The sequence below is a fragment of the Streptomyces shenzhenensis genome (genome assembly GCF_021462265.1).
Classification (GTDB): domain Bacteria; phylum Actinomycetota; class Actinomycetes; order Streptomycetales; family Streptomycetaceae; genus Streptomyces; species Streptomyces shenzhenensis.
In genome coordinates, this window is sequence record NZ_JAJONF010000020.1 from 138,981 (window position 1) to 163,031 (window position 24,051).

21 protein-coding genes and 1 pseudogene are annotated in these 24,051 nt (G+C 72.0%); 12 read left to right on the forward strand and 10 right to left on the reverse strand.

The features are described from left to right. Positions 1-100 precede the first annotated feature (100 nt). Both LQ326_RS25265 and LQ326_RS25270 read left to right on the forward strand, forming a co-directional pair. Positions 101-688, forward strand: coding sequence for an Rv1733c family protein (locus tag LQ326_RS25265; protein WP_234539970.1), 588 nt, complete (start codon positions 101-103; stop codon positions 686-688). Between the two features lie 430 nt (positions 689-1,118). Further along, positions 1,119-2,087: an acetylxylan esterase gene (locus tag LQ326_RS25270; protein ID WP_234539972.1), complete on the forward strand. Its 969-nt coding sequence runs from the start codon at positions 1,119-1,121 to the stop codon at positions 2,085-2,087. A gap of 107 nt (positions 2,088-2,194) precedes the next feature. On the opposite strand, the gene LQ326_RS25275 is transcribed toward LQ326_RS25270, so the two are convergent. Together LQ326_RS25275 and LQ326_RS25280 are read right to left on the reverse strand one after the other, a co-directional pair. Beyond that, on the reverse strand, positions 2,195-2,752 hold the full coding sequence (locus LQ326_RS25275; protein ID WP_234539973.1) for a DUF3291 domain-containing protein: 558 nt from the start codon (positions 2,750-2,752) through the stop codon (positions 2,195-2,197). Positions 2,753-3,212: 460 nt separating this feature from the next. Beyond that, positions 3,213-3,923 carry an HAD family hydrolase gene (locus tag LQ326_RS25280; RefSeq protein ID WP_234539975.1) on the reverse strand — a complete coding sequence of 237 codons (711 nt, stop codon included), beginning with the start codon at positions 3,921-3,923 and terminating at the stop codon, positions 3,213-3,215. 927 nt (positions 3,924-4,850) lie between these two features. Between LQ326_RS25280 and LQ326_RS25285 the strand changes: the two genes are divergently transcribed. After that, on the forward strand, positions 4,851-6,023 hold the full coding sequence (locus LQ326_RS25285; RefSeq protein ID WP_234539977.1) for a serine hydrolase domain-containing protein: 1,173 nt from the start codon (positions 4,851-4,853) through the stop codon (positions 6,021-6,023). A gap of 27 nt (positions 6,024-6,050) precedes the next feature. Then, positions 6,051-6,316: pseudogene (locus tag LQ326_RS25290) on the forward strand (GntR family transcriptional regulator); the annotation flags it as partial. Here LQ326_RS25290 and LQ326_RS25295 read toward each other — a convergent pair. The 6 genes from LQ326_RS25295 to LQ326_RS25320 all read right to left on the reverse strand — a co-directional run bounded on the left by LQ326_RS25295 (position 6,286) and on the right by LQ326_RS25320 (position 13,343). Then, complete coding sequence (locus LQ326_RS25295) at positions 6,286-7,035, reverse strand: class I SAM-dependent methyltransferase (protein ID WP_234539978.1); 750 nt, start codon at positions 7,033-7,035, stop codon at positions 6,286-6,288. The pseudogene LQ326_RS25290 and the gene LQ326_RS25295 sit on opposite strands and share 31 nt — an antisense overlap. 120 nt (positions 7,036-7,155) lie before the next feature. Continuing rightward, positions 7,156-9,063, reverse strand: a complete 1,908-nt coding sequence (locus LQ326_RS25300; RefSeq protein ID WP_234539980.1) for a hypothetical protein — start codon at positions 9,061-9,063, stop codon at positions 7,156-7,158. 293 nt (positions 9,064-9,356) lie between these two features. Further along, positions 9,357-10,130 carry an SDR family NAD(P)-dependent oxidoreductase gene (locus LQ326_RS25305; protein ID WP_234539982.1) on the reverse strand — a complete coding sequence of 258 codons (774 nt, stop codon included), beginning with the start codon at positions 10,128-10,130 and terminating at the stop codon, positions 9,357-9,359. Then, complete coding sequence (gene hisD, locus LQ326_RS25310) at positions 10,115-11,416, reverse strand: histidinol dehydrogenase (RefSeq protein ID WP_234539985.1); 1,302 nt, start codon at positions 11,414-11,416, stop codon at positions 10,115-10,117. Before hisD ends, LQ326_RS25305 begins: the two co-directional genes overlap by 16 nt. A 29-nt stretch (positions 11,417-11,445) precedes the next feature. Then, a complete protein-coding gene (locus tag LQ326_RS25315; RefSeq protein ID WP_234539987.1) occupies positions 11,446-12,381 on the reverse strand; it encodes a VOC family protein in 936 nt (311 codons plus the stop codon). Next, complete coding sequence (locus LQ326_RS25320) at positions 12,378-13,343, reverse strand: fumarylacetoacetate hydrolase family protein (RefSeq protein WP_234539989.1); 966 nt, start codon at positions 13,341-13,343, stop codon at positions 12,378-12,380. Before LQ326_RS25320 ends, LQ326_RS25315 begins: the two co-directional genes overlap by 4 nt. 253 nt (positions 13,344-13,596) lie before the next feature. Between LQ326_RS25320 and LQ326_RS25325 the strand changes: the two genes are divergently transcribed. From LQ326_RS25325 to LQ326_RS25360, 8 genes are all read left to right on the forward strand, one after another. Further along, positions 13,597-13,902, forward strand: a complete 306-nt coding sequence (locus tag LQ326_RS25325) for an antibiotic biosynthesis monooxygenase family protein (protein WP_234539991.1) — start codon at positions 13,597-13,599, stop codon at positions 13,900-13,902. 49 nt (positions 13,903-13,951) lie between these two features. Further along, positions 13,952-15,076, forward strand: coding sequence for an FAD-dependent monooxygenase (locus LQ326_RS25330; RefSeq protein WP_234539992.1), 1,125 nt, complete (start codon positions 13,952-13,954; stop codon positions 15,074-15,076). Then, positions 15,073-16,077 (forward strand): amidohydrolase family protein, encoded by a 1,005-nt coding sequence (locus tag LQ326_RS25335; RefSeq protein ID WP_234539994.1) that lies wholly within the window; start codon positions 15,073-15,075, stop codon positions 16,075-16,077. Before LQ326_RS25330 ends, LQ326_RS25335 begins: the two co-directional genes overlap by 4 nt. Further along, a complete protein-coding gene (locus LQ326_RS25340; protein WP_234539995.1) occupies positions 16,074-16,910 on the forward strand; it encodes a cyclase family protein in 837 nt (278 codons plus the stop codon). The genes LQ326_RS25335 and LQ326_RS25340 overlap by 4 nt, the downstream gene beginning before the upstream one ends. Before the next feature lie 8 nt (positions 16,911-16,918). Further along, positions 16,919-18,325, forward strand: coding sequence for an FAD-binding oxidoreductase (locus LQ326_RS25345; RefSeq protein WP_234539997.1), 1,407 nt, complete (start codon positions 16,919-16,921; stop codon positions 18,323-18,325). Positions 18,326-18,331: 6 nt separating this feature from the next. Continuing rightward, a complete protein-coding gene (locus LQ326_RS25350) occupies positions 18,332-19,288 on the forward strand; it encodes a fumarylacetoacetate hydrolase family protein (RefSeq protein ID WP_234539998.1) in 957 nt (318 codons plus the stop codon). A 182-nt stretch (positions 19,289-19,470) separates the two neighbouring features. Next, positions 19,471-20,454: a LysR family transcriptional regulator gene (locus tag LQ326_RS25355; protein WP_234540000.1), complete on the forward strand. Its 984-nt coding sequence runs from the start codon at positions 19,471-19,473 to the stop codon at positions 20,452-20,454. A gap of 42 nt (positions 20,455-20,496) precedes the next feature. Next, positions 20,497-21,267, forward strand: coding sequence for an SDR family NAD(P)-dependent oxidoreductase (locus LQ326_RS25360; RefSeq protein WP_234540001.1), 771 nt, complete (start codon positions 20,497-20,499; stop codon positions 21,265-21,267). Between the two features lie 3 nt (positions 21,268-21,270). On the opposite strand, the gene LQ326_RS25365 is transcribed toward LQ326_RS25360, so the two are convergent. Together LQ326_RS25365 and LQ326_RS25370 are read right to left on the reverse strand one after the other, a co-directional pair. Continuing rightward, positions 21,271-22,209 (reverse strand): hypothetical protein, encoded by a 939-nt coding sequence (locus LQ326_RS25365; protein ID WP_234540002.1) that lies wholly within the window; start codon positions 22,207-22,209, stop codon positions 21,271-21,273. Positions 22,210-22,532: 323 nt separating this feature from the next. Next, entirely contained in the window at positions 22,533-24,050 is a 1,518-nt protein-coding gene (locus LQ326_RS25370; RefSeq protein WP_234540003.1) for an MFS transporter, read from the reverse strand. Position 24,051 lies beyond the last annotated feature (1 nt).

The following is a 24,051-nucleotide window of genomic DNA, read 5'->3' on the forward strand; positions in this document are numbered from 1 at the left end:
TACCAGTCCCGTGTGGACGCTCGCATGTGAGCGGGGGCACGCTGGGAGCTGCGGACCGGCTGTCCGGCCCTCCGGCTCTTGTGGCGGCGAGGAGGTCGACATGCGTACCCGGGTGCGTTGGTGGCGCTGGCGGCACAACCCGCTGCGGCGCAGGTCCGACGTGGTGGAGGCGTGGATCGCGTTGGCCGTCGCGGTCCTGCTGTGCGTGGGCGCGCCCCTGGTGGGGGCGGTGACGGGGCTGTGGGCCCATGGGCAGGCGCGGTCGGTGGCGGCGGCGCAGCGGTCCGAACGGCACATGGTGCGGGCCGTGGTCGTCGGCGGCACCCCGGAGCAGCTGCCCTCGGTGCAGGGCGGCGACCGGGCGCACGCCTTCCGGACGAATGTGCGCTGGACCGTACCCGGCGAGGGGACGAAGACCGCCCTGGCCCGGGTACCGGCCGGGACCCGGACCGGTGACGTGGTGGACGTGTGGTTCGACCGGCAGGGTCACGGGGTCGCGCCGCCGCCCGACGAGACCGCCGTCTGGCAGCACACGGTCACCATGGGCCTGTGCGGGGCGAGCTGCGCGGCGGGCGTGGTGCTGCTCGGCCATGGCGTCGTGCGCCGGGTGGCGCTGCGCCACCGGCTCGCCGAGTGGGAGCGGGAGTGGGCGCGCACCGGCCCGGACTGGACCCGCGGGCGCGCCTGAGACCTCCTGGCCGGCCGTCGGCGGACGGCGCGGCCACGCGCGCGTACGGCGCGTCCGTGAACCCTGGCAGGAGGGGGCCGTCCGCCTCGACCGGCACGCGCCCGCCCGCCGTCGTCGTCCGTACCGGGCAGGCGGTGGGTGTCGACGAGGCCGGGGACGAACCGTCCGCCGCGGAGACGCCCGTACGGGCCTCGGGCTCGTCACCCGCCGTTCCGGCCGCGGTGACCCGATCACCGGCCGGGGCCACCCCGCCGCCCGGGAACGTCGGCACTCCGTCCACGACGCGCGGCCCGGCACCCCTGACCAGCGGATCGACGGCTGTCGGCAGGGGCTCGTCGCGGGCTCGGTCGATGCAGAGGTCTGGCGATTCGTCGGACCACCCACGTACGGTGTGATCATCCGCACCTTCCCTTCACCAAGGCGGCTGTAGATGGCCCTGTTCGACCTTCCCCTCGACGAGCTTCGGGAGCACCGCAGTACGTCGGTGGCGCCCGACGACTTCGACGCCTTCTGGTCCAAGACCCTCCAGGAGGCCCGCGAGCACGATCTCGACGCCCGCTTCGAGCCGGTCGACACCAGGCTGTCCACGGTGGACGTGTACGACGTGACATTCGCCGGGTTCGGCGGCCACCCGGTCAAGGGCTGGCTGCGGCTGCCGGCCGGCGCCACCGAACCGCTGCCGCTCGTCGTGGAGTTCGTGGGGTACGGCGGCGGGCGCGGACTGGCGCACGAGAACCTGCTCTGGGCGTCGACGGGACGGGCGCACTTCACCATGGACACCCGCGGACAGGGCAGCGTGTGGGGCGGCGGAGGCGGCACCGCCGACCCGGTGGGCGGCGCGCCGGCGTACCCCGGATTCATGACGCGGGGCATCGACGCGCCGGAGAACTACTACTACCGGCGGGTGTTCACGGACGCGGTGCGGGCCGTGGAGGCGGCCCGTTCGCACCCGTTGGCCGACGCGACGCGGACCGTGGCGCTCGGCGCCAGCCAGGGCGGCGGGATCACCGTCGCGGTCGGCGGTCTGGTCCCGGACCTGGCCGCGGTCGCTCCGGACGTGCCGTTCCTGTGCGACTTCCCGCGCGCCACCACCCTGACGGACCGTCACCCGTACCGGGAGATCGGCCTGTTCCTCAAGACCCACCGCGGCCGGTCCGCCGACGTGCAGCGGACTCTCTCCTACTTCGACGGTGTGCACTTCGCGGCGCGCGGCCGGGCCCCGGCGCTGTTCTCGGCGGGCCTGGAGGACCAGACCTGCCCGCCGTCCACGGTCTTCGCCGCCTTCAACTCCTGGGCGCACCAGGACAAGACGATCGAGGTGTACGACTACAACGACCACGAGGGCGGCGGCCCGTACCACGAGGCGGCGAAGGTGCGCTGGCTGCGTTCGTACGTCTGAGGAGGCGGCCGGGACGGACACGCTCGGGGCCGCCGAGCGGTTCGCGTCCCTTCGCCGTTATCGGATCAAGGCGTCTGACAGCGAACCCGGCGGTTCGGGCTTCCCTGTCAGCGGACCTGGTCGCTCTTCGGCGCGATGTCTTTGATCCTGGTCGGAGTTCCGTCCGGGGCGAACGAGTGGTGGAAGGTGAAGGCGTGCGGCGCGGAGCCGTGGTCGTGGAGGTCTTCCAGCCTGGAAACCCCGTCCTGCCAGGTGGGTATCACGCCGTCGGAGAGCCACCAGCACACGTGGTTCGGGCGCCCTGTCCTCTCGAACCAGTCGTAACGCCTGTTCAGCGCCGCACGGTGCAAGCCGGTGTGGACGGCGTCGAAGGCGGGGCGCAGACCGGTCCAGAGGGAGAGGGTCGCGGCCAGGGCGGTGGTCTCCACCGTACGGCCCTTGCCGTACCAGGCCGGTACGGCGAACTCTCCCCATGCACCCCAGTCCGCCTCGAAGAGCATGCCGCGGTCGCCGCCCGCCGTTTCGGCACGCGCGAGGTATCCGGGGTGCTGACTGATCTTCCGGTAGACGGCCTCACCGATGTCGTAGAACTCACGCGTGCGCGGTGCGGGATCGGCGAGAGGTGACTTCAGGACGCCGAACGTGTACAGCGCGAGATGGGGCATGCGTCGCTCCCTGGTCGGGGCTGCCTGGTGTGGACCCGGTCCGGTGGCTCACGCACGGGGGCGAGGATTCCCGAGGCGGCTCAGCCGGAAGGAACTCCTGCGCGACCGTGGGCGACCGCCGAAGACCACGTGAAGGTAGCCGCCCCCGCGGGCCCTGTCGAAGTTGCGCTTTCCCGGCCCCTGTGGCCTCTTGCACCGGTCATTGCGGGGGCCGGCGGGGCAGGCTGCGGGGAACGTGACCGAGAGCGTCGACGCCCGCATCCGCAGGTCCGTCCGCCCGCGGACGGTGGCCGACGTCCCGGTCGACGGCCGGCGGGCGGTGGTCCGCGTACGGGTGCGGCGCCCGGTCCGTCCCGCACGCGGCTGCCGCCCCACCTTCCGCGAGCGGGTACCCGGAGTCCTGGAGCGACCCGGCGCCGCACGGGCCGCCGGTCGTCACCACCCATGGCGGGCAGAGGGACTAGGGCTCCGGCAGCGGCCTGCGGATGTCCCAGGAGCCGGCCCAGTCCAGCAGTTCGGGTGTGTGCAGCGCCGGTAACCACAGGTCGGCCCGGATCTCGCTGTCGCCCTGCGGGCGGGGGCCGACACCCAGTACCCGCAGTCCGGCACCGCGGGCCGCTTGCACACCGGTCAGGGAGTCCTCGACGGCCAGCGCCCGGTGCGGGCGGACACCGCACAGCCGGGCCGCCACGGCGTAGACGTCCGGGTGCGGTTTGGGACGCACACCGTCCCCGACGTCAGGCACGACGATGTGCTGGAAGTGAGCACGCAGTCCGGCCCGTTCCAGGCTGCCTTCCACCACCACCCTCGGGCAGTTGCTGGCCACCGCCAGCGGCAGCCGGACGGAGAGCAGACGGACCAGTTGGGCCGCGCCGGGCATCGTCACCGGGTCGTCGGTGACGAGCGCCAGGAAGTGGTCGAGAAGCGCGGCCGTCAGGCCCTCCGCGAGTTCGGGCTTGCGCACCGACCGTGCCATGAGCCGGCCGCAGTCCTCGTAGTGCAGGCCCGTGGCCTGCTCCGCGAACCCGCGCGGCGGCTGGAGCCCGTACTCCCGGAAGGCCCGAATGCGGGCTTCCTGCCAGTGGCGTTCGCTGTCCATCAAGGTGCCGTCGCAGTCGAAGACGACGGCTTCGGGCGACCAGTCGAAGAGTTCGTGGGCGGTGAGGGTCACAGGGGCCTCCTGTACGTCCGTGTGCATGACAAGCGGCATTTCCGACTATCCAGAGGAAACGGAAAGATGGTCATGACCACGTTATTTCCACCCCGGCAAATCGGGCAATAACCCTATAAGGTGACCGACCGCGCCGGACCGGGCGCATGGCCGCACGGGGACACAACAGGCGGTCGCCGACCAGAGTCACCAACACCACCGGAACAGCACGCCAGTTGACACACGCCCGGCACCTTTCGAACACCTGGGACGAACCACGTCCGCACCACTCGCGGGCGTTCCTCTTCGAAAGAAAGACGCAATTACCGAACGAGCGCGACCGCTCTTTCTCGCGGCGCTCTTTTACTCCGGGCGTACGCCGGCGCATTGAATTATCGGCCCTTGTTCTCGACCCCGTCATCCGCCCGAATCAGCGAAATCGGACTCTGCGAAACCCTGGGCGGCTCAGGGCGGCTCACGGCGCTGAGGTGCGTCTCCATGGCCGTCATGCCCCCTGAGGAAGATGCCGGAGCGGGACGGCTGGATCCGCGGATGGGTACGGCGCGGCAGAGGTGGGGCGGCGCGCGGAAGCGGTGCCCATCGGCGAGCGGCTCCACGATTCCGATTTCGCCACCGCCTTTGACAGTCTTGGGAATCGTCTCGGCGACGTGGGGCTTTGGGCATTGGCGCCGAATGCCGCCGAAGAAGCGGCGCGGCTGTGGCGAGACTCGGCCGAGGCGGAACCGGATGCGCATACCGGTGGCCAAGAAGCATCGGCAAGGCCCCGAAGGTGCGCAGTGGCCCTCGGCTCCGTGCTACGCGACCATCCCGGTGCCGGAGCGAAGAGGTCGCACTCCGGCCTTCCCTCCAGTCCGACCAGTCGGTACGTTCGGAGCGCTCGGGCCGCAGCGTCGCGGTCCGGGTTTTCCGGCGTACGACGGAGGGCGCATGTCCGAGCACGAACCACAGCCGCAGGTCCACGGCCACTGCGAACCGCGCTTCGCGGCCGTGCGGGAGGCGTTCGAGGAGAACTTCCGGGACCGGGGGGAACTGGGCGCGGCCGTCGCGGTGACGGTCGGCGGCGAGACCGTGGTGGACCTGTGGGGCGGCTGGGCGGATCCGGCGCGCAGCCGGCCGTGGGAGCGCGACACACTGGTCAACGTCTGGTCCACCACCAAGGGCCCGGTGGCCCTGTGCGCGCACATCCTGGCCGACCGGGGGCTGCTCGACCTCGACGCACCGGTGGCGGATCACTGGCCCGAGTTCGCGGCGGCGGGCAAGGAGCGGGTCCTGGTCCGCCATCTGCTCTCGCACCGGGCCGGGCTGTCCGGGCTGCGCGAGCCGCACTCGCTCCAGGACCTGTACGACTGGGAACTGACGACCGCGCGACTGGCGGCGACCGAGCCCTGGTGGGAACCGGGGACCAGGTCCGGGTATCACGCGCTGACCTACGGCTTCCTGGTCGGCGAGGTGGTGCGACGGGTGTCGGGGCTGCTGCCGGGGGCGTTCCTGGAGCGGGAGGTCACCGGGCCGCTGGGGATCGACTTCACCATCGGGCTGCCGGAGAAGGAAGCGGGCCGGGCGGCCGAGCTGACGCATCCGCGGGTCGTGTCGGACAGCGAACAGGCCGCGATCTTCAGCCAGATGGCGCCCGCCGCGGTCGCCGCCCTGGCCAACCCGGGCGTGGGCGCGAGCGCGGCGAACACGCCCGAGTGGCGGGCGGCCGAGATCCCGGCGGCCAACGGGCACGGCACGGCCCGGGCGGTCGCCGCGCTGTACGGCGTGTTCGCGGGCCGGGGCGAGTACGGCGGCCTGCGGGTGCTGTCGCCCGAGGCGGCCGAGCGGGTGCGGGAGGGCCAGGGCAGCTGCCGTGACCTGGTGCTGGGGGCGGGTTTCGAGCACGAGACGGAGATCGGGCTGGGACTGTGGCTGAGCGGGCCGAACGGCTCGTACGGGCCGAACGCGCGCGCCGTCGGGCACGATGGGTTCGGCGGCTCCTGCGGGCTGGCCGATCCGGAAGCGGGAGTCTCCCTCGGTTACGTCATGAACCGCATGGGACCGCGGATCGCGGACGACCCTCGCAAGACGGCCCTGGTCGAAGCCGTGTACGCGAGTCTGTGAGGCCCGCACGGTTTCGGCGGAACCCGCCTGCCGCCCTTCCGGCCGGCCCTGGTGCACCGCCACGTGTCCGCCTCCCCCGGCGGACACGCCCTGCGCACCGCCGTGACCTCGTTCTCGGCGGTGGCCCTGACCGAGGTCGCGGAACCGGGCCTCCCCTCGCCGACGCGGCCGCGGTCCGGGTGCCCCGCCGGGTGCACGGCCGGTACGCGCGCCCGCTGGAGATCGCCGGCCTGGTGGCGGACGTCCAGCGGGACGCGCCGGTCTACGAGTTCACGATGCCCGCGTCGGACTGACCCCGTCGGGCCACCACCAGCCGGGCGCGCGGACTGCCGTCGTCGCGGCGGCCGAACTCGGGCAGCGGGCGGAGGTCCACCGAGAACCCCGCCCGCTCCAGCTCGCCCAGCACGGAGCCGAGTCGCAGGGCCCGGTAGTACATGACGAACGGCGGCCGCCACAGGGCGTTGCGCACCCGCATCACGGCGTCGAAGCCCAGCAGCAGCCAGAATCCGGGGCTGGTGGGCCGCGGCGGCGCGAGCACCGGGAAGGCGAAGGTGCCGCCCGGCCGCAGCACCGCGTACACCTGGCCGAAGAGGCCGGGCAGTTCCCGGGGCAGGAAGTGTCCGAACGCCCCGAAGCTGACGACCAGGTCGAAGGCGGACCCGAACGGCAGGGCCCGGGCGTCGCCGCGCACATACGCGACGTCCGGGCCCCCGGACGGGGCCTGGCGGCGGGCGACCTCCAGCATGCCGGCGCTGAAGTCGACCCCGGTGACCCTGTGCCGGCACACCTGGGCCAGCACCTCGGTGCCGGCGCCGGTCCCGCAGCACAGGTCGAGCCCGTCCGCGAAGGGGCCGAGCGGGGTGAGCGCCTTCGCTACCGCCTCGAGGATCGAGTCCGGGGTCCGGAAGGGGGTGTGGTCGAACTTCGGGGCCAGCAGGTCGTAGCCGCGTTCGACCGAGGACAGCGCCTGGACGGCGAGTTCACGCAGGCTCGGGCCTTCGGGGCTGAACATCCGGCCAGCTTACGGGAGCTCGTGCCGCCGGACACGGCCGAGAGCGCGGCCCCTGGCGGGGGGCCGTGCCCCCGGTCGTGTCGCACGTGGCCGCCGGGTGTCAGCGCACGGCGCCGGACGTCACGCCACGGTGAGGGTGAGGGCGCCCGTGTAGGTGGAGCCGGCGGTGATCGCGGTCTCGGTGCCGTCGACCGTCAGCTTCACGGTCCTGCCGCGCGGTGCCCGCACGGCCGCGTCGGTCGCGAGGGTGAGGCTGGTCAGGTGCGAGGTCCCGGTGACCGTCCAGGTCGAGCCGCTGCTCAGCTCGACCACCACGCCGTTGTTGACGGCGGCCTGCACGGTGTTGGTGACGATGCCCAGCTCGTAGAAGGCGGACGAGTCGATCGAGGAGACCCGGTGCTTGGCCCTGGTCGCCGAGATGACGCCCTCGACGCCGGCGTCCTCGAAGGTGAGGACCATGTTCTTGCCGCTCCGCATGCCGTTGTAGAAGTCGCCCTTCAGCCGGATGGAGCTGAAGGTGGCGGCGCCGTCGGTGGGGTGGGCGGCGGTGACGTCGAAGGAGGAGTCCTTCGTGGGGTCGGTGGTCGGCTCGGTGTAGACGCCGACATTCATCATCTTGCCGTTGACGTTGACCGGACCCGGGTCGTCCAGCTCGATCATCTGCAGGATGACGCCGTCCCGCGGGTTGAGCCTGGCGCCCTTGGACCCGTCGACCGAGATGGCGGTCTGCTGGCCCTTGTTGAGGAAGGTGGCCCGCTCCGAGTTGATCACAGTGCCGCCGTCCAGGGTGAGGCGACCGGCACCGAAGAACATGTAGCCGAAGCGGCCGGAGCCGACCACCGTGCTGCGCTCCGGGATGCCCCGCAACTCCGCGTTGGACAGGCCGAGTTCCAGCTCGGTGTTGAGCGCGGCGACCGCCTCGCGGGTGCTGTCGCCGTAGTGCACGACGGCGGCGGGACCGGCGATGATCGTCGCGTAGGAGCCGACGTCGAAGCGGCATCCGAGCACGCGGACGGTGGCGTCGCCGATGGCGTAGGTGCCGTAGCCGTAGTCGCCGGTGTTGCCGACATGGCTGTTGATCGCGGTCAGCTTCAGCCCGCTGCCGCCCTCCACCGACAGCGCGCCCCAGGTCTCCGAGAACACCGTCGAGTTGAGGTAGGTGGCGACGCTGTTCTCGCCGATCAGGTTGGTGGCGCGGACGTTGCCGTCCAGGCCCAGCATCCAGGGCACCGACTCCATGTAGGGGGTCTCGACGGTGGCCTGGTAGCCGGCGGGCAGGACGCCGTTGCGGGCGCGCAGGAAGGAGTCCTTGACCAGGACGTTGGCACCGCCGTCGGCGATGACGGTGGTGCGGACCACGCCCTTGTTGCTGATCCGGGCGCCGTCCACGACCAGCCTGGTCGCCGAGCCGTCGCCGACCACGGCCGCGCCGTACCCGGCGAAGTCCGAACGGCCGTTGCCGTCGAGGGTGATGGTGGGGTTCTGGAGGGTGTAGCTGCCGCTCTCGACGTACACGCCGTTGAAGCACTCGCCGGTGGAGGAGATCGACACGTTGCGGGCGGCGAGGTAGGTGACCTTGCCGCCGCGTACGGCGGACAGCACGGACTTCGCCGGGTCGACGCCGTCGGAGCCGACGTACAGGGCCTGGCGGAAGGGGAAGGTCAGCGTCTGGTAGGTGACGTCGTTGGACTCGGCGACCGTGAGGACGACGTCACCGCGGTAGGTGCCGGCCTGGACGAGGGTCGCGGTGCCGCCGGTCGCGGTGAGCAACTGGCCGGTTTCCACGCCGTCGACGGTGAGGCTGATGTCGTACCCGTCCGGGGCGACGATCTTGCCGCCGTCGCCGATGGTCAACTGGCTCAGCCGGGTGGTCTCGGCGAGTTCACGAGTCTCCCCGGCGGCGACGGAGATCGTCCCGCCCGACGTCTTCGGCGCGGCGGTGGCGGTGTCGGCGGCGACCGGAACGAGCACGGCCGCCGCGGTGGCGGATCCGGCGATCAGGAACGAGCGTCGGGATGTCAGCGTCATTGAAGGCCTTTCCACGGGTGGGGTGCGCCGTCACACAGGGTCACGAGTCGTTCGTCGGAACCAAGGCGACCAAGGCACCTGGGGTGTGCGGATGGCAGTGAATCAGCCCCGGGAAAACCGGGACAGGCAGCGCACACACGCATCCCGGAACCCGATGCCTTCGATCGGGCGGCCCGCTTCATGGCGCTCACACAGAGTGGTCACAGGCCTCTGTGCGGCACGCACGACGGCGAGGCGGACGGCCCGCTCGCCGTCCACCTCGCCGTCCACCACACCGTGTCCCCGCGGGTGACCTACGCCGGTGCGATCATCCCCGCCGACAGGTCGATGTCCGCCCCGCACAGTCCGGGCATCGCCAGCATGGCGACGAGTGCCCGCGCGACCTCGTCCTCCTCGACCAGCCGGCCGAGCGCGGCCCGGGAGGCGAACTCGCGTTCCGCCTCCTCGACGGTGCAGCCGGTGAGTTCGGCGGTGAGCCGGAAGTTGCGGTCCATGCGGGGTCCCCGGACCGGGCCCGGGGAGAGGGAGTTGACCGCGACCCCGTGCGGGCCGGCCTCGCCCGCCAGGGTCCGGGTGAGGCCGATCACCGCCATCTTGGAGGCGGTGTACGGCGTGCGGTTGAGCAGCGGGCGTTTGCCGCTGACCGAGGCGACGTTGACGATGTCGCCCCGTCCGGCGGCGAGCATGGGCGGCAGGAAGGCCCGGCACATGAGATAGACGCCGCGTACGTTGGCGGCGAACACGTCCTCCCACTCGTCGGGTTCGATGTCGACGAGGGGGCGCACCGGCCCCGCGACGCCGGCGTTGTTGACGAGCAACGACACGTCCTCGTCGGCGAGCCCGGCGGCCAGTGCGTGCACGGCGGCGGGCTCGGAGACGTCGCAGACCGCCGGGCGGGCGGCTTCGCCGACCTCGGCCGCCGCCCGCGCGAGGGCCTGCTCGTTCCGCCCGACGAGGATCACCCGGGCGCCGGCCTCGGCGAGCGCCAGCCCGAAGGCCCGGCCGAGCGGCCCTCCTCCGCCGGTGACCAGGGCCGTACGGCCGTCCAGGTTCACGCCTCGTTCCACGGCAGCGCGTCACCTGCGGCCTTCGCGGCCCGTACGTCACCCGACCGGGCGTGGCCCTCGAACAGCTCGACGCGGGAGGCGCGCCCGCACAGCCGCCCGAGCAGGGCCTGCGAGGCGGTGTCGGTGACCTCCTGGTAGGTCACCGTCTTGAGGTACTTCCCGACCCACAGGCCACCGGTGTAGCGGGCGGCACCACGTGTGGGCAGCACATGGTTGGTGCCGATGACCTTGTCGCCGAACGACACGCAGGTGCCCGCGCCGAGGAACAGGGCGCCGTACTGGGTCATCCGTTCCAGCGCGAGGCGCGGCTCGGCGGTGAGCACCTCGACGTGTTCGAAGGCGAACGTGTCGGCGAGTTCGTACAGTTCGTCGACCGAGCCGACGACGTGCACCTGGCCGTGGTTGCGCCAGGCGGGCTCGGCGTAGTCGCGGGTGGGCATGGCGGGGAGGATGCGCTCGACCTCGGCGACGGTCTTCTCGGCGATCTCGCGGGAGGTGGTGATGAGGACCGCCGGGGAGTCCGGGCCGTGCTCGGCCTGGGAGAGCAGGTCGACCGCGCAGACGAACGGGTCGGCCTGGCCGTCGGCGAGGACCAGGATCTCGGTCGGTCCGGCGAACAGGTCGATGCCGATCTCGCCGAACAGCTGGCGCTTGGCCTCGGCGACATAGGCGTTGCCGGGGCCCGCGATCAGGTTGACCGGCTCCATGGTGCCGGTGCCCACCGCCATCGCGGCCACTGCCTGGACGCCGCCGAGCAGCCAGATCTCGTCGGCGCCGGCGAGGTGCATGGCGGCGACGGTGGCGGCGGGGATCTCGCCGCGGATGGGAGGGGTGCAGGCGACCACGCGGGGCACGCCCGCGACCTTGGCGGTGACGATGGTCATGTGGGCGGAGGCGGTGAGGGGGTAGCGGCCGCCCGGGATGTAGGCGCCGGCCGCCTGCACCGGGAGGTGCTTCTGGCCGAGCCGTACGCCCGGCAGCGTCTCCACCTCGAACTCGCCCATCGAGTCCAGCTGGTGGCGGGCGAAGGTGCGGACCTGCTCCTGGACGAACGTGATGTCGTCGATGACCTGCCGGGGCACCGAGGCGACGATCTCCTCGACCTCCTCGTCGCTCAGCCGGAAGGAGTCGGGGCTCCACTTGTCGAACTTCTCGGAGTACTCGCGGACGGCCGCGTCACCCCGCTCACGGATGTCCGCGATGACTTCGGCGACCGTCCGGCGCACCTGGTCGAGGGAGGCGGCCACCTCGGACCTGGGTACGGCGTGCTTCAGGATCTCTGCCACGACTGCGGCCTTTCTGAGGAGGATGGGGGTCAGACCGGGGGCGCTTCGAAGAGCACGTCGGGATCGTTGAACTGCTCCTTGGCGACCGACTCGCTCATCGGGTCGGCGGTGCCCCACTGGTCCTGGGTGATCGGGTCGTCCACGTCGTGCCGGCCGGGGTGCCACAGGTCCTCTTCGAGGACGGCGAGTTCGGTGGTGTACTCGACCGTGTTGCCATGCGGGTCGTGGAAGTAGGAGAAGGTGTTGTCGCCCGCCAGGTGGCGCCCCGGGCCCCAGGTGAGCCGGGTTCCGGCGCGCAGGGCGCGGCCGGTGCCGCGCATGTACTCCTCCACCCCACGCATCTCGAACGAGGCGTGGTGCAGCGACACATGGGGCCCGCGCGCGATGGCGAAGGAGTGATGCAGCGGACTGCACCGCAGGAAGTACATGAGGTCACCCATGTGTGTGGAGTACAGGGTGTCGGTGAGCCGGAAGCCCAGGTGGCGGACGTAGAAGTCGCGCAGTCCCTGCGGGTCCTGGGAGTTGACCACACAGTGCGAGAGCCGCACGGGGACGGCCTCGCGTTCCTCGATCTTGCGGTGGGTGCGGGTGGCCACGTCGGCCGAGACCTCCACCACCCGCCCGTCGGGGTCGAAGAAGCGCAGCCCGTACCCGCCGCCGGGGGTGTCCAGCGCCCGCGGCTCGTGGATGATCTGCACCCCCGCCCGCCCCAGCCGCGCCGCCAGTTCGTCCACCGCCGCCGGTGACACCGCGCCGAAGGCGACCAGGTCCATCCGCTTGCGCTCGTCCTCACGGATGCGCACGATGTACTGCTCGGGGCTGCCCTCGGCGGCGAAGAACGCGATGCCGCTGTCGTTCGCGACCTCGGTCAGGCCCCAGGTGGTGCCGTAGAAGGCACGCTGGGTGGCGAAGTCAGGTACGGCCAGGTCGACGTGGCGCAGATGGGTGATGGGCTGGAAGCTCATGCGTGGCTCCTGACGGTGTTGCGCTGGTGGCCGAGGCCGGTGATCTCCGCGTCGATCACGTCTCCGGGCTGCAGGAAGACCCCCCAGTGCGCGCCGTTGCCGGCCGGGGAGCCGGTCAGCAGCAGGTCGCCGGGGCGCAGGGTGGTGGTCGTGGAGGCGTAGGCGATCAGCCGGGGAATGTCGAAGATCATGTCCTTGGTGGACTCGTCCTGCCGGACCACCCCGTTGTGCCGCAGCGTGATCCGCAGGTCCCCCGGATCGCCGACGAACCGGGCCGGGACCAGGAACGGCCCGGTCGGCAGGAAGGTGTCGGCGTTCTTGGCGGTGAACCAGTCCGTGCCGATGGCCTTCAGGTCCGGCCGGTACAGCCGGTCCCGGGTGGTGAGGTCGTTGCTGATCGTGTACCCGGCGACGTACGACATCGCCTCCGCGGCGGGGATGTTCTTCCCCGGCCTGCCGATGACCAGGGCGAGTTCGAGCTCCCAGTCGTGCTGCTCGCCGAGCGCGGGCAGCACGATGTCGTCGTACGGCCCGCACAGCGCGCGCGGTGAGCCGAGGAAGATGTACGGGACGCCGTCGCGGATCCGCTCGTCCATCATCTTCTCGGCGTCGGCGCGGGCCTCGGCAGGGGTGGCGCCGTGCACGCTCTGCTTCTCGGCGGCGACCAGATCGACCACGTGCTTGCGGTAGTTGGCGCCGCTCTGCAGGATCTGGCCGGGTTCGATCGGCGTCAGGACCCGCAGGTCCGCCAGGTCGTGCCAGGCGCCGTCGCCGGCCGCGGCCAGTTCGTGCAGCCGGGGCAGCCAGGTGTCCCAGTTCTCGACCAGCGCGCGTACCGAGGCCACCTGACCGGAGAGGTCACGGACCCGGGCGCCGGCGACCAGGCCGGGGAAGGCGGCCGCGCCGCCCTGGAAGGTGCCGAGCGCGAAGGGTCCGGCGTGGAAGGGGGAAGGTTCGGGCACGGGCGGCTCTCCTCGTACGGATGGGGGCTCGCCCTCGACGCTAGGCAGCGCGCTCGGCCGGCGGAAATGGCCGTTCACGATGCCTGCCATCGCCCGCGCACCGCGATTGGCCCGCGTCGGTGTGCGGCCGCGCCGGCCGGGGCCGCCATCGCCGTCGGGGATGGATGACGTCCCCCTTGTCGATGCCTCGATCCGTTGACCCTGCACCTACCGCCGACCAGGCTCGATGCCACCCCGAACCGAGGAGCGCACCGTGGTAGTCGAGCATGCCGAGCTGACCGTCGAGGAAGGCCGGGAAGCGGAATTCGAGGTGGTCTTCGGCAAGGCCCGCGAGGTGCTCGCCGAGGCGGACGGGTTCCGCTGGGCCGAGCTGCTGCGCTGCGCGGAGCGGCCGCGGACCTTCCTGCTGCTCGTCGGCTGGGAGTCGGTCCGGGCGCACACGGTCGGCTTCCGCGAGTCGGAGCGGTTCGCGCGCTGGCGGGCCCTGGTCGGCCCGTTCTTCGCCGCCCCGCCGGCCGTGGAGCACTACCACGAGCTGGGCCCCCGCTTCACCGGCTGACGGCCGCCGGCCCCCACATCTGTCTTTCTACTTCTCGCAAGGATCGCCCATGCCCGTGAACAAGGTGCTCGTCGTCGGCGGCGGCATCACCGGAAGCGTGCTGTGTCTCGCCCTCGCCCAGCGCGGGGTCGAGGTGGAGCTCGTCGAGGTCTCGCCCCAGTGGTTCGGGGTGGGCCATGGCATCACCGTCCAGGGCAACGCGCTCAAGGCGCTGCGCTCGGTCGGGGTACTGGAGCGGGTGCTGTCCCGGGCGGTGCCGTTCGACCTGATGCGGCTGCGCCGGGCGGACGGCGGTCTGATCACCGAGCTGGAGACCCCGCACACCGGCGGCGCGGACCTGCCGTCCACGGCCGGCGCACTCCGCTCCGACCTGCAGAACGCGCTGTGCGACGCGGTGTACGCGCACGGCGTCGCCGTCCGTCTCGGCCTGAGCGTGCGGGGGCTGGAGCAGTCGGCCGGCCATGTGGACGTGACCTTCACCGACGGCTCCACCGGCCGCTACGACCTGGTGGTCGGCGCGGACGGCATCAACTCGGCGATGCGCGCGCTCATCGGCATCACCACCAGGCCCCGCCCGGTGGGCATGTCGATCTTCCGGGTGGTGGCCCGGCGCCCCGCCGAGATGGACTGCGCCGAGGTGTACTACGGCGGTCCCCGCTACAAGGCCGGCTACAGCCCGATCTCCGACGACCAGTGCTACGCCTACCTCCTCGACGAGAACCTGGACGCCTCCCTGATCGGCCCGCGCGCCTCGCTGGACCTGCTGCGCGAGCGCGGCGCCGGATACGGCGGGACCTGGGGGAACATACTCGCCTCACTGCCGGGCGACACGGCCGTGGACTACCGCTGGATCGAGGCGGTCCTGGTCGACGAGGACTGGCACCGGGGCCGGGCCATGGTGATCGGCGACGCGGCGCACGCCTGCCCGCCGCTGATCGCGCAGGGTGCCGCGATGTGCGTGGAGGACGCGGTGCTGCTGGCCGAACTGGTCACCGCCGACGAACCGGTGGACAGCGCACTGGACCGGTTCATGGCCCGTCGGCTGCCGCGCGTCCGCATGGTGCTGGACAGCTCCCTCCAGCTCGCCGAGTGGGAGATGCACCCCGGCACCCCCGGCGCCGACCCGGCCCGGATCATGTCGCAGACCCTCGCTTTCCTGACGGCGGCCGCATGAGCACGCCCGTCGTCGACTTCCACGGCCATCTCGCCGTCCCCGGGGCCGACGCCCTGGTGGCGGGCACCGCGGGCCTCGCGGCCGAGTTGGCCGCCGAGCAGCGCGCCCACTCCCCCGGGTCGCTGGCCGCCAACCGGGCCCAGCTGCGGCGTCTGGCCCGGAAGCTGACGGACGTGGACACGCGGCTCGCCGACCTCGAGGCGATGGGCGTCGACCGCCAGGTGGTCGGCCCGATGCCCATGCACCACTACTGGGCCGGCCCCGGCCTCGCCGTGCGGCTGGCCCGTACCGTCAACGAGGCGGTGGCCGCGCACTGCGCCGCCGCGCCGGACCGGCTGTACGGCCTCGGCACGGTGCCGCTCCAGCACCCGGACCTGGCGGTCGCCCTGCTGGATCAGGCGGTCACCGAGCTGGGCCTGTACGGCGTCAGCGTCTCCACCACCGTCGAGGGCCGTGAGCTGGCCGACCCCGCGCACGACGACGTCTGGCTGAAGGCGGAGGAGCTGGGCGCCGTCGTCTTCGTCCACCCGTGGGGCTGCTCGCTCGGCGAACGGCTCGCCTCCCGCTATCTCGGCAACACGGTCGGCCAGCCCACCGAGACCACGGTCGCGCTCTCGCACCTGATCTTCACCGGGGTCCTGGACCGTTTCCCGCGCCTGAAGCTGGTGGCCGCGCACGGCGGCGGCTATCTGCCGACGTACGCCGGCCGCTCCGACCACGCCTGGCAGGTACGGCCGGACGCGCGCGGCTGCGCGGAGGCGCCCAGTTCCTATCTGCGGCGGATGTGGTTCGACGCTCTCGTCTACACCCCGCGTGCGCTGCGCCATCTGGTCGAGGAGGTGGGCGCGGACCGGGTGGTGCTCGGCACCGACCACCCCTTCGACATGGGCGTGACCGACCCGGTGGCCCGGCTGGACGCGGCCGGCCTCGACCCGGCCGCACGGGACGCGATCGCCGGCGGCAACGCCCTCGGTCTGCTGCTGAAAGGACACAGCCGATGACCCTGGGGCCCGTCGAGGAAGAGCTGGCCAAGGCCCGCGCCGCGTACCGCGACCGGGGCCGCTGGGGCGAGGAGGACGTGCTGGGCACGCTCAATTTCGCCGACGACGCGATCCGCGCGCACGCCGCGAGTCTGGTCCGGCGCGGCCGCGCCGTCTCGCTGGCCCAGGGGTTCGGCGGGTCCGGCCCCCGAGCCGCCACCCGGTGGCACGGACTGGGCCGCGGACACGACACCGAGCAGACCTGGCACGGTGGTTCGCGCCCCGGCGGCGACGACGGTGCCCGCGTGACCGGCATCGAGCACCTGCGCAGCGCCTGCACCGGCCGCGGGGTCCTGCTCGACGTCGGCCGGGCGGTCGGCGACCCGCGCGGTGAACTCCCCGACGGCTTCCCGATCCTGGAGGAGCACCTGCGCGACACCGTCGAGGCGCAGGGTGCCACCTCCAGTGTGCGCCGGGGTGACATCGTCCTCGTCCGCACCGGACAGCTCGGCCGGGTACGACGGCTCGGCGCGTGGGACGGTTACGAGACCGGTCACGCGCCCGGCCTGTCCTTCACCACCCTCGGCTGGCTGCACCGCACCGAGGTCGCGGCCGTCGCCACCGACACCTGGGACCTGGAGGTGCGGCCGAGCGAGTTCGCCGAGCCCGCGGTGTCGCCGCTGCACCAGGTCGCCGTCCCCCACCTCGGCCTGCCGCTGGGCGAGCTGTGGGACCTGGAAGCCCTCGCGGAGGACTGCGCGGCCGATGGTGTCTATGAGTTCCTGCTGGTCGCGGCGCCCTTGCCGGTGCCCGGCGCGACCGGTTTCCCTGTCAGCCCCATCGCAGTCAAGTGAGCCGCCCCATGCCCGCAGTCAACCGGGGGACGACCCCCGAATCCCCGGACCAGAACCGGTTCTCCGGCACCCTCCACCTCCCGGATGAGGAGGACTTCGAGGAGGCCGTGTACGGCAGGGTCTTCAACGCCCGCCGCCCGGCCGACCGCACGCCCGCCGCCGTCCTGAATGCGGTCACCGAACAGGATGTCGTCGAGGGCGTACGGCTCGCCCTGGAGCGCGGCTGGCAGGTCGCCGTCCGCTCCGGCGGGCACAGCTGGGCCGCCTGGTCGGTGCGCCGGGACGCGCTGCTGATCGACCTCGGCGGCTTCCGTGAGATGGCGTACGACCCGGGTACGGGGATCGTGACGGCCACCCCCAGCGTCAAGGGCGGCGACGAACTCAACCCGTACCTGGGCGAGTTCGGACGCTTCTTCAACGGCGGGCACTGTCCCTCGGTGGGCATCGGCGGTTTTCTGCTCCAGGGCGGGCAGGGCTGGAACGCGCGCGGCTGGGGCTGGGCGGCCGAGAACATCGTGGCGATCGACGTCGTCACGGCCGACGGTGAGTTGGTCCGCGCCGACGAGACCCACAACAGCGACCTCTTCTGGGCGGCGCGCGGGGCGGGCCCCGGCTTCTTCGGCGTCGTCACCCGTTTCCACCTGCGCACCCGTCCCCTCCCCCGGCATCTCGCGCACACCGTGCACGCCTACCCGCTCGACCTCTTCGACGAGGTCATGACCTGGCTGCACGGCATCCACCACACGGTCTGCGACCTGATCGAGATCGTCGCTCTCACCCAGACCCCGCCCGACCTCGACGGACCGGTGCTGCTGGTCACCGGCGTCTCGATGACGGACACCCCCGAGGAGGCGGCCGAGGCGCTCGCGCCGCTGCACGCCAACCCCTACGCCGACCGTGCCCTGTTCCGCGTCGAGGCCCGGCCCACCACCATCGCCGAACAGTTGACGGGCCAGCGCACCGCCAACCCCGAAGGCCACCGGTACTTCGTGGACAACGCGTGGCTGACCGGCAGCGCCGCAGAGGTCGTCCCGGCGATCCGCAAGGCGTTCACCGAGCACCCGACCCGGCGGACCTTCACCATCTGGTTCTCCATGGCACCGCTGCGCCGGCTCCCCGACATGGCGTTCTCGTTGCAGTCGGAGATCTACTGCGCCGCTTATGTCGTGTCCGACGACGCCGGACGGGACGCGGAGCTGCGCGGCTGGCTGGACGAGGCGATGGCGGCGATGCAGCCGGTGACCGCGGGCCAGTACCTCGGCGACTCCGACTTCACCGTACGGCAGCTGAGGTTCATGGGCGACGAGCAGTGGCGGCGGCTGAACGAGATCCGGGCCGCCCGTGACCCCAAGGGCGTGTTCGCCGGCCATCTGAGCGCCGGGACCGTCACCAACACCAACCACTGGGAGCGGTGAGCGGCGATGCGTTTCGCGACGTACGAGCACGGGGGCGAGGAGCGCGCCGGGGTGGTGCGGGACGGGCTGATCCACCCGCTGCCCGACGGGGTGAGCGTGCTGGCGCTGGTCGAGGCGGGCGTGCTGCACGCGGCGGGTGCCGAGGCCCTGGACGCCCCCGGCGAGCTGACGGTGGAAGAGGTGCGGTTGCTGCCGCCGTTGAAGCCCCCCTCCATCCGGGACTTCGTCGGGTTCGAGGCGCACATCGAGGGCGTGTCTAAGTCGCTGGACGGCCTGGAACACGTCCCGGAGGAGTGGTACCGGGCCCCCAACTTCTACTTCACCAACCCGCACGCGGCCTATGGTGCCCACGACGACGTGCCGGTGCCGGCGGGCTGCTCGGTGCTGGACTTCGAGCTGGAGGTCGGCGCGGTCATCGGCCGCGGCGGCCGGGACCTCACCCCCGACCAGGCGCGGGACCACGTCATCGGCTACCTGGTCTTCAACGACTGGTCGGCCCGTGATCTGCAGAGGCCGGAGAAGAACCTCGGCCTCGGCTTCTCCAAGGGCAAGGACTTCGCCAACACACTCGGCCCCTGGCTGGTCACGGCGGACGAGGTCGAGGACCGGCGGGATGCGGACGGGTTCCTGGACCTGGAGATGACGGTCACCCTGAACGGCGAGCTGATCGGCCGCGACACCCTCGCCAACGTCTCCTGGACCTTCGAGGAGATGATCGCCTACGCCAGCCGGGACGCCTGGGTGCGCCCCGGCGACATCCTGGGCTCGGGCACCTGCGGCTGGGGTGCGCTGGCGGAGTTCTGGGGCCGGCTCGGGGAGCGCACCCCGCCCCCGCTGCGGCCCGGCGACGAGGTGACGCTGACCGTCGAGCGCCTGGGCACGGTGTCCAACCGGATCGTGCCCGGACGGGCGGACGCGTACCTGCCGCGGGCCCGCAAGCGGGGCCGCACGCCGCGCCCATAGCCTCCCGGGCTGTGGGGGGCCTGTGCTGCGCAGACCCCCCACCTGCGGGTATCCGGTGCCGGGATGCCTGGCATCACATCTTCCTGACAGTGGCCCGGACCCCCTTCCTCGACGGCCGCCCGCTGGTTAACCTCGCGTTTCACCGAAGCTTCAAGGACGTGGCCGGCCGGAAGGGGACACACGTGGGTCTCGGAGCGATCGATCTCAATCTTCTGGTGGCACTGGAAGCGCTCCTGGAGGAGAAGAACGTCACCCACGCGGGGGTGCGGCTGTCGACGAGCCAGTCCGCGATGAGCGGCTCGCTGGCCCGGCTGCGCCGGCACTTCAACGACGAGCTGCTGATCCGGGTGGGCCGCGAGTACGAGCTGACGCCGCTCGCGGAGCGGCTGCTGCCGGTCGTCCAGGGCTCGCTGCAGAAGGCCGAGGAGGCGCTGTCGCTGACCCGGTACTTCGACCCGGAGCGCAGCCGCCAGCGGTTCTCCGTGGTCATGTCGGACTACGTGATGACGGTGCTCGTGGAGCCGCTGCTGCGGGCCATCGCGGCCGAGGCGCCGGGCGTGCGGATCGATTTCCATCCGATCGTGGACGGGCAGCTGGAGACGGAGACGCATCTGCGCTGTCACGACCTGATGATCGTGCCGCTCGGCTACCAGCTCCCCGGCGTGAGCGAGGCCGTGATGCACGACCGGTTCGTGTGCATCGTCGACCCGGGCAACCCGCGCCTGGTGGACGGCCGGCTCACCCTGCGCGACCTTGCGGAGATGCCGCACGCGGCCTGCGCCATCGGCAAGAGCCACACCCCCGCCGAGCGCCAGCTGGAGACCCTCGGGATCATCCCGAAGGTGCAGGTCAGCACGCCAGGTTTCAGTGTGCTGCCGTTCCTGGTGAGCGGTACGGACCTGGTGGCCATGGTCCCGGAGCGGCTGGCCCGCCGCTACGAGGGGTTCGCGCGCTGTGCGGTCGTACCGGCGCCGTTCCCCGACGTACCGCTGGTGGAGGCCATGTACTGGCATCACAACCGGCATGCCGACCCGGCGCACCGGTGGCTGCGGGACACGGTCCGCAGGGTCGGGGCGGCGCTCGGCGAGAAGGCGCCGCCGGAGATCGCCGAGGCGGATGCCAGCCATCCGGACAGCGCGTTTCCGGAGCTGTCCGCGGCTTCCTAGCGTGGACGGGAGGACCTCTCCCGTACCCCCTTGGAGGAAGCCGTGAGCCGCACACGCCTGGCGGGCCGTACCGTCGTCGTCACCGGAGCCGCGCAGGGCCAGGGAGCCGCGGAGGCGGCCGCGGCCGCCCGGGAGGGGGCCACGGTGGTCGCGACCGACGTGCTGGACGAGGCCGGGGAGAAGCTCGCCGCGTCCCTGCGCGCCGACGGCCTGGACGTCCGGTACGTCCGCCTGGACGTGACCTCGCCCGCCGACTGGGCGTTGCTGGCCGCCTCCCTGGACGTCGTGCACGGCCTGGTGAACAACGCGGGCATCCCGATGCGCGCCCGGCTCGGTCAGGTGGAACTCGACGACTGGAACCGGGCGTTCGCCGTGAACACCACCGGCGCCCTGCTCGGCATCCAGGCTCTCGCCCCGCTGATGCCGGCCGGCTCCTCGATCGTGAACGTCGGTTCGGTCGCCGGGCTCACCGCGCATCACGCGGTGGCGTACACGGCCAGCAAGTGGGCGCTGCGGGGCCTGTCCAGGGTGGCGGCCCTGGAGCTGGCTCCGCGCGGTATCCGGACGAACATCGTCCACCCCGGCTACATCGAGACGCCGCTGATGGCCACGGCCAACCCGGTGTTCGTCGCCGCCCATCTCGCCATGACCCCCCAGGGCCGCCCGGGCACGGTCGACGAGGTGGCGCCGCTGGTCGTGTATCTCCTCTCCGACGAGGCCTCGTACGTCAACGGCGCGGAGATCACCGTCGACGGCGGCTACGCGGCGCACGGCCCGGTCAAGGCGATCACCAACGCCCTCGACCAGGACTGAGCGTCAGGCCTTGAGCTGCTCCAGCGTGGACTTGGTGTCGGTCTTCAGCCAGCCGGTCACGTCGTCGAGGCTGGGCGGGTCGGTGTCGCTGTCGTAGGAGGAGAAGTACGCGCTGTAGTACATGGTGAACGTCATCCACCCGTCCCGCACCGCGAGGGTGGCGTACCGCGAGCCGCTGGTGGTGGAGCCGTTGCTGGTGTCCTGGGTGACCAGGTAGGCCTCGTCGCCGATGCCCCGCACGGGTGTCACGTCGTAATCGGTGTGGCTGTCGCCGTAGTTCTTCCAGGTGGCCGTGAACTCCGGTGCCGGGTCGGTTCTCCTGTGCAGGTCGAGCTGGAGGGAGAGGTAGGCGTCGCCGTAGCCGGAGCCGGTCTTCTTGAGGCTGAGGCTGCAGTAACTCTCGTCCAGCACGGGGTCCTTCATCGCGTTCTTCGTCGGGGCCGAGTCGTCCACGGGGTACTCGTCCTTGAACGACGAGTAGTCCGAGCCGGCGCAGAGGTTCGCGGGCGCCCGGTAGCCGCGCAGGTCGGCGCCGGTCCCGAAGCCCCCGGTCAGGAAGAGCCCGGCCGCCCAGCCCGCGGAGGCGACCACCGCGCCCACGACGGCCCACAGCACGGCTCTCCCGGCCGTGCGCGGACCCGTGGCCGGTGGCGCGGCCGGCGGCGGGTAGCCGTGACCGGGCGGCACCGCATAGGGGTTGGCCTGCTCGGGTGGGGCGGGCTGGGGGTAGGGGTGCTGCGGGAGTGGCGACTGCGGGTTCGGATACGGGTAGGCGGTCGGCTGCGGCGGGACCGCGGGCGGCGGCGCCTGCGCGGACGAGGGCTGCGCCTGCGCGGACGAGGGCTGCGCGGGCGTGGGCGGCTGCTGGGCGGCGAGGGTGTCCTGCGGGTCGGGCCCGGGTTGCCGCGGAGCGGAAGGGGGCTGCTGCGGTGGGGTGGACATGTCGTGAAGATAAGGCATAACCAGACATCAAGTCCCCACCCCTGCACGACCGTTGTGGTTCGCGAACGAGCACCGGGGGTTCACCTGCCCCAGCATCGGCTTTGGGTGGCGGCTGCCGGGGGCACCTCGAGCGGTGCGTATTGCCGCTCGCCATCGAGTCGCCGAACGCCTCGTCGGGGGCCCTGGAGTTCATGGGCAGACTCGCACCGGCCGGCCTGAGGGCACGTTTCCCACCGCTCCGGAAGTCGCCGGCGAAGCCGTCCGCGGCCGGTGCGCGCGTGAAGGCCGGTGCGCACGCCCCGGCCTTCACGCCGTGCCGCGGATCAGGCGGATGCCGTCTGCACCGGCGCCTGGGCCACTGCTCGTGCGGTGTTCCTGCGGACCAGCAGCAGGGTGACCAGGGCGCCGAGCAGCGAGGCGCAGCCGCAGATCACCACGCCGAGGGCCATGCCGTGCGCGAGGGCGTCCTGCGCGGCCGCCCGGGCGCTGTCGCTGCCCGCGTTGACCACCGCGAGCGGTCCGGCCGCGGCCTCCATGCCGGCGTCGGCGCCGCTCAGCCTGCCGACCAGCGCGGAGGAGGCCGCGCTCATCGCGATGGTGCTGATCACGGCCGGCCCGAGCCCCTGCCCGAACTCGCGGACCAGGCTGGTGGCGCCGCTCGCCATGCCGGTCATCTCGATCGGCACCGCGTTCACGGCGGCCGAGGTGAGTGAGGAGACCACGCAGATGAAGCCGATGCCGAGCAGCAGCACCGGGCCGATGAAGGCCGCCAGCGACGTGGTGGTGATGGGCAGCGCGGCGATCCAGAACTGGCCGGCGGCCATCGGCAGCAGACCGCCCATCAGCAGCCAGCGCGGCTCGACGCGGGTGAGCATCCTGCTGAGCACCGGCGCGAGGAGCAGCGGGATCAGCTGGAGGATCACGAACGGCATGCCGGCGCGCAGGGCGCTGAGGTGCATCACCGCGCCGAGCCGGATGGAGACGCAGTAGGCGGTGCCGATGAAGCCGAACATGCCGGTCAGCGCGACCACCGCGGCCGCCGCGAACGACGGGATCCTCAGCAGTTCCAGGTTGAACATCGGGGAGGCGGCACGCCGCTCCGCCGTCACGAAGCCGACCAGGGCCACGGCGGCGAGGATCAGCGCGAAGAGGATCGAGGGGCTGCTCCAGCCGCGGTCACCGCCCTCGATGATGCCCCACAGCAGGGCGGTGAGACCGACGGCGATGCTGATCTGCCCCGGCCAGTCCAGGGCGCGGCCCTCGGGCGCCTTGGAGTCGGTGACCAGCGCCCAGCAGGAGATGCCGACCACGACACCGAGGACGACCGGCGGTACGAACGCCCAGCGGAAGTCGGCGACGGTGGCGAGGATCCCGGAGGAGAGCGGGCCCACGGCGGAGGCGAGGGAAATGCTCAGCGCCCAGGTCGAGACCGCCTTGGCGCGGTCCTTCTCCCCGGGTGTCGCGGCCGCGATCACGGCGAGGGAGCTGGGGAAGAGCGCGGCGGCGCCGACGCCGGCGAGGGCCTGGCCGATCCAGAGCATGGTGATGTTCTGGGAGGTGGCGTTGAGGAGTTCGCCGATCGCCAGCACGAATCCACCGAGGACCAGCAGTCGCTTACGGCCGAACAGGTCGCCCACCACACCGAAATTCAGTTCCAGAATAGCGGTGGGCAGAATGAATGCCGAGGTGACCCAGGCGACCTGCGATCCGGAGGCACCGAATGCGCTCTGGATTTCTCCGTTGATGGGCGAGGGGACGGTAATGCACAGCTGCGCGGCGGCAACTGCCAGACAACAGGCTATGAGCGTGCCCACGTCCAGTCTTTTCACAGCGTTGGTCATT